Source organism: Pseudarthrobacter phenanthrenivorans (genome assembly GCF_036455295.1).
Taxonomy (GTDB): domain Bacteria; phylum Actinomycetota; class Actinomycetes; order Actinomycetales; family Micrococcaceae; genus Arthrobacter; species Arthrobacter phenanthrenivorans_C.
In genome coordinates this window covers 1-4,430 of sequence record NZ_JAYXNX010000022.1, presented here as the reverse complement: position 1 = coordinate 4,430, position 4,430 = coordinate 1, and the positions used below count along the sequence as shown (strand labels likewise).

Here is a 4,430-nt window from a genome sequence, read left to right as displayed (position 1 = left end):
GTGGCCCGTCTCCCATATGGGAGACGGGCCACGTTGCTTACGGGGCAATGGACCTACAGCGCCCGGTCCTTCAGCGCGTCCCTGATTTCGGTCAGCAGCGCAACCTGCGGGTCCTCCGCAGCATCCTTTTTCACGTTCTTATCGATGCCCAGCCGGCGGTTGCGGCGCTCGATCATCAGGTTCATCGGCATCACCACCACAAAGTAGACGGCAGCAGCGATCAACAGGAAGTTGACCACAGCGGTCAGCAGTACACCGAACTCGATCGCGTTGCCGCGCAGCTCCACCCTCGCAAAACTGTCAAAGTTTGGCGCGCCCACCAGGCCGGAGATGAAGGGCATCAGCACCTTGTTCACCAGGGCCGTCACCACCGCTCCGAACGCGGTACCCATGACAACGGCGACGGCAAGGTCAACCACGTTGCCCTTCATGATGAAGTTCTTGAATCCAGTCAGCATGGAAACCAACCTAGCGCACGGGTGTTACAGGTACGCGGGCGCCGCCTCCAGGCCGAAGTATTCCTCCAGCGTCCCGATGCCGCGGTTCAGCATGTCTGTGGCCGCCTCCACGCCTACATACCGCAGGTGCCACGGCTCGTAGTAGTACCCAGTAATGGGGTGCAGCATCCAGGGGTACCGGACCACGAACCCGAAGCGGTGCCCGTTTGCCTTCGCCCAGGTGGCCGCCGGCTGGTCCGCGAAGCACGGCTGGAAGCTGCAGGCGCCTCCGCCGTCGCCGATGTCGAACGCCCACCCGGTCTGGTGCTCCGAATGGCCGGGGCGCGCGCTGGCGGTGTCGGCGTCGGCCTGTCCGCGCGCGGCAACGTAGCCGTTGTAGGTGGTCACCTGCGTGCTGTAGGAGCGGTAGCCGCTCGCCAGCACGATTGTCACGCCGTCCCGGGCGGCCGCCGCGAACATCGCCTCCGCGGCTGCCGCGGTGGTGCTGTTGAGCAACGCCGCCTCACCTGCAGCGGAAATCGCGACGGCGGGACGCACCAGGTCAGCCGGCGCATAGTCCGCGGGCTTCAACGGCCGGTGCTTGTTCACGATGACCCACTGGCTCTTGGGGTCGTCAAGCGAAAACTGCCGCGCCAGGGTGGCGGACGGCGGCGGCGAGGGGGAGGGCGCCTCCGGGGACTGGCTTACCGTGGTGGTTTCCGCCGTCGGGCCCGCCGACGCCGGAACGGCTGAGGGGGAGGGGGAGGGGGACGGGGAAGAAGCAGGAGACGACGACGGCGCCGCCGCCTTGGGTGCCTCCGGTGTGCAGGCAGACAGGACCGTCAGCCCGGCCCCGGCTGCGAGGAAGCGCGTGAAGCTGCGCCGGCTGGGTGACCCGCATTGGTGGCACACGTGTGCTAAACCTTCCGGAGGAGCATGCGGCGGATGGAGTGGTCCGCCTCTTTGGTCAGTACCAGCTGTGCCCGGCCCCGCGTCGGCAGCACGTTCTCCTCCAGGTTGGGTTCGTTGATCCGCTTCCAGATGTCGCGTGCGGTGCTTTCCGCCTCTTCGTCGGACAGCGTGGCGTAGCGGTGGAAATAGGACTCCGGCTGCGCGAACGCGGTGCTCCGCAGTTTCCGGAACCGGTCCACGTACCACTCTTCAATGTATGAGGTCTTGGCGTCCACATAGATGGAGAAGTCGAAGAAGTCGCTCAGCGCCAGACCCTGGCGGCCGTCATGCCGCGGGCGGGCCGGGGCCAGCACGTTCAGGCCCTCCACGATCAGCACGTCCGGGCGGCGGACCACCACTTCCTTGCCGGGCACAATGTCGTACGTGACGTGGGAGTACCAGGGGGCCCGGACTTCCTCTGCGCCGCTCTTGATCTCGCTCACGAACCGCAGCAGCGCCCGCCGATCGTAGGACTCCGGGAAACCCTTCCGGTCCAGCAGCTGCCTGCGCTTGAGCTCGGCCAGGGGGTAGAGGAAGCCATCGGTTGTGATCAGTTCCACATTGGGGGTGCCGGGCCAGCGGCGCAGCATTTCCCGCAGCACGCGGGCGATGGTGGACTTGCCCACCGCAACGGAACCGGCCACGCCGATCACGAAAGGGGTGCGCTGGGTCTGCTCGCCCAGGAACGTGGTGGTGGCGGCGTGAAGCTGGCCCGCCGCCTCCACGTACAGGTGCAGGAGCCGGGACAGCGGCAGGTAGACGTCCCGCACTTCCTTGATGTCCAGGGGGTCGCCGAGCCCGCGAAGGCGCAGCACATCCTCTTCATTAAGGGGCTGTTCCATCTGGGCTGCGAGCCGGGACCAGGTCTGCCGGTCCAGCTCCACGAACGGCGAGGCACCCTCCCCGTTCGCGTCATTGCGTTGCGAAGTCACGGTAAAGATTCTGCCCCGCGCCCGGCCCATCACGAAATGACGGCCCTGCTCAGCGCGGCGGCGCAGGCCACGGACGCCCTGCAGGGAAGCCTTCCGGTTTAGAGCAACACCCCCGCTGCCGATAGTCTTGTGGCTATGTGTGGAATCGTGGGATACGTAGGCCGTTCAACCGACGGTGCAATTAACGGTCACAGTGCGCTGGACGTTGTCCTTGAGGGACTTCGCCGCCTGGAGTACCGCGGGTATGACTCTGCCGGTGTGGCAGTGGTGTCCCAGGGAGCCATCCAGTCCCGCAAGAAGTCCGGGAAGCTGAGCAACCTGATCGGGGAACTGGACGCCCGGCCCCTGCCTGAGGCGGTGACCGGTATCGGCCACACCCGCTGGGCGACGCACGGCGGCCCGACGGACCGCAACGCGCACCCGCACCTGGCTGACGGCGGAAAGCTGGCCGTGATCCACAACGGCATCATCGAAAACTTCGCCGAGCTCAAGCTCGAGCTGCTGGAAAAGGGTGTCACGTTCCTGTCCGAGACCGACACTGAGGTTGCGGCCGCGCTGCTGGCAGACATTCTCCGCAACAAGCTGGGCGGTGACCCGGCGAACGGCGGCCTGACCCGCGCCATGGAACTGGCCTGCCAGCGCCTTGAGGGCGCGTTCACCCTGCTGGCCGTGCACGCCGACCAGCCCGACGTCGTCGTTGCTGCCCGCCGCAACTCACCGCTGGTGGTGGGCCTGGGCGAGGGGGAGAACTTCCTGGGCTCGGACGTGTCCGGGTTCATTGATTACACCCGCCGCGCGGTGGAGCTGGGCCAGGACCAGATCGTCACCATCACGGCGGACTCCGTGGAGATCACCGATTTCTATGGCAACCCGGCCCAGGGCAAGGAATACCACGTGGACTGGGACCCGGCTTCTGCGGAAAAGGGTGGCTTCTCCTCATTCATGGAGAAGGAAATCCATGACCAGCCCGACGCCGTGGCCCAGACCCTGCTGGGGCGTTCTGATATCAAGGGCAAGCTGACCCTGGACGAGCTGCGGATCGATCCCGAGTTGCTGAAGCAGGTCAACAAAATCATCGTCCTGGCCTGCGGCACCGCAGCGTACGCGGGCATGGTGGCCAAGTACGCCATCGAGAACTGGTGCCGGATTCCCACCGAGGTGGAACTGGCGCACGAGTTCCGCTACCGCGACCCGATCCTGGACGAGAAAACCCTGGTGGTCTCCATCAGCCAGTCCGGCGAAACCATGGACACCCTGATGGCCGTCCGGTACGCCCGTGAACAGGGCGCCAAGACCATCTCCATCTGCAACACCAACGGCTCCACCATCCCGCGTGAGTCCGACGCCGTGCTGTACACCCACGCGGGCCCGGAGATCGCGGTGGCCTCCACCAAGGCGTTCCTGGCCCAGATCACGGCCGCGTACCTGCTGGGCCTGTACCTGGCCCAGCTGCGCGGGAACATCTTCTCGGGCCAGATCAAGGACGTGCTGGCGGACCTGAACAAGATCCCGGCCAAGATCCAGAAGATCCTGGACAACGCCGGCCCCTTGCGTGAACTGGCCCGCAGCATGGCGGACGAGAAATCGGTCCTGTTCCTGGGCCGCCACGTCGGCTACCCCGTAGCCCTCGAAGGCGCCCTGAAGCTCAAGGAAATCGCGTACATCCACGCCGAGGGCTTCGCCGCGGGCGAGCTCAAGCACGGCCCCATCGCCCTGATCGATGAAGGCCAGCCGGTGTTCGTAGTGGTCCCGTCCCCGCGCGGCCGCGACTCCCTGCACTCCAAGGTGGTCTCCAACATCCAGGAAGTCCGCGCCCGCGGCGCCCGCACCCTGGTCATCGCGGAGGAAGGCGACGAAGCCGTCAAGGCCTACGCCGAATACGTCTTCTACGTCCCCGAGACCCCAACCCTGCTTATGCCCCTGCTGACCACCGTGCCGCTGCAGATCTTCGCCGCGGAACTCGCCGCAGCCAAGGGCTACGACGTGGACCAGCCACGCAACCTCGCCAAGAGCGTCACCGTCGAATAACGGCTCCGCTTGCGGACAGTGGAAGCCCCGGACCTTTATGAAGTGGTCCCCGAAAGTTGGACTCGTAAATGTGCGAGCTCCA

At 65.9% G+C, this 4,430-nt stretch carries 4 protein-coding genes; 1 reads left to right on the top strand and 3 read right to left on the bottom strand.

The window, feature by feature from the left end; genetic code table 11:
- Nucleotides 1-53: 53 nt before the first annotated feature.
- The 3 genes from mscL to coaA are packed head-to-tail and all read right to left on the bottom strand — an operon-like array spanning nt 54 to nt 2,350.
- A complete protein-coding gene (gene mscL, locus VXJ37_RS19320) occupies nt 54-458 on the bottom strand; it encodes a large conductance mechanosensitive channel protein MscL (protein ID WP_331324647.1) in 405 nt (134 codons plus the stop codon).
- Between the two features lie 24 nt (nt 459-482).
- Nucleotides 483-1,349: a M15 family metallopeptidase gene (locus VXJ37_RS19315; RefSeq protein ID WP_331324646.1), complete on the bottom strand. Its 867-nt coding sequence runs from the start codon at nt 1,347-1,349 to the stop codon at nt 483-485.
- 5 nt (nt 1,350-1,354) lie between these two features.
- The gene (gene coaA, locus VXJ37_RS19310; RefSeq protein ID WP_331324645.1) at nt 1,355-2,350 is read right to left on the bottom strand and encodes a type I pantothenate kinase; all 996 of its coding nucleotides are present in this window, start codon (nt 2,348-2,350) and stop codon (nt 1,355-1,357) included.
- 105 nt (nt 2,351-2,455) lie between these two features.
- Here coaA and glmS point away from each other — a divergent pair, with 105 nt between their 5' ends.
- Entirely contained in the window at nt 2,456-4,348 is a 1,893-nt protein-coding gene (glmS, locus tag VXJ37_RS19305) for a glutamine--fructose-6-phosphate transaminase (isomerizing) (RefSeq protein WP_331324644.1), read from the top strand.
- Nucleotides 4,349-4,430 lie beyond the last annotated feature (82 nt).